1 protein-coding gene is annotated in these 378 nt (G+C 37.0%); it reads left to right on the forward strand.

What is annotated here, in order from left to right; genetic code table 11:
- A partial coding sequence (locus tag CD29_RS19425; RefSeq protein ID WP_328286501.1) for a group II intron maturase-specific domain-containing protein occupies positions 1 to 302 on the forward strand: 302 nt, incomplete at its 5' end.
- Positions 303 to 378: the final 76 nt, after the last annotated feature.

Here is a 378-nt window from a genome sequence, read left to right on the forward strand (position 1 = left end):
GGATAAATTACTATGGCATTAGCTTTATGAAAAAGTTCATTAAAGATATTGGAATGTGGCTAAATCACCGATTAAGACAACTTATCTGGAAAAGATGGAAGAAAACTAAAACGAAATATTACCAACTTAGAAGATTAGGTATCCATCATGAGGAAGCCTGGAAAGTAGCAAATTCCCGTAAGGGATATTGGAGAGTCTCAAGAAGCGAAACCTTACAAAAAGCAATTAAAATAAATACGCTCATTAAGTGGGGAATAAAAGACCCAAATAATCTATATGAGCAAAGATACTTAAGTTATTGAACCGCCGTGTACGGAACCGTATGCACGGTGGTGTGAGAGGTCGACTAGCCAAATAATGGCTAGTCTCCTACTCGAT

This window comes from Ureibacillus manganicus DSM 26584, assembly GCF_000772945.1.
Classification (GTDB): Bacteria; Bacillota; Bacilli; order Bacillales_A; family Planococcaceae; genus Ureibacillus; species Ureibacillus manganicus.